Here is a 509-nt window from a genome sequence, read left to right on the forward strand (position 1 = left end):
GGTAACTGTTTTAACCTCCGGGAATGCTTCTTTTACTATGACTGCAAATTGTGATGGCGGAACCGCAAATATCATAGGAGATACTGGCGGAAGTTTTGTTTTTAACCCAATAGCAACGGATGGTGCAATAATAAACGCAACTAGCGGAACAGTAACCAACGGAATTTCGGGAACTAGTTATACGGTAGAATATACAAGTCCGGGAACTTGCGGAGTAAATAGCACGCAATCCGTAACGGTTTTAACCTCCGGGAATGCTTCTTTTACTATGACTGCAACTTGTGATGGCGGAACCGCAAATATTACTGGAGATTTTGGTGGGAGTTTTACGTTTAATCCAATACCAACCGATGGAGCAACAATAGATGCAACTAGCGGAGTGGTAACTAATGGGATTTCAGGAACCACATATACGATAGAATACACGAGTCCAGGAACCTGCGGAACAAGTAGCACACAAATGGTAACTGTTTTAACCTCCGGGAATGCTTCTTTTACTATGACTGCAA

1 pseudogene is annotated in these 509 nt (G+C 42.6%); it reads left to right on the forward strand.

Features of this window, described 5'->3' with window-relative positions:
* Positions 1–509, forward strand: a pseudogene (locus ACVCZW_RS00330) (hypothetical protein); the annotation flags it as partial.

It is taken from the genome of Lacinutrix sp. MEBiC02595 (assembly GCF_053601555.1).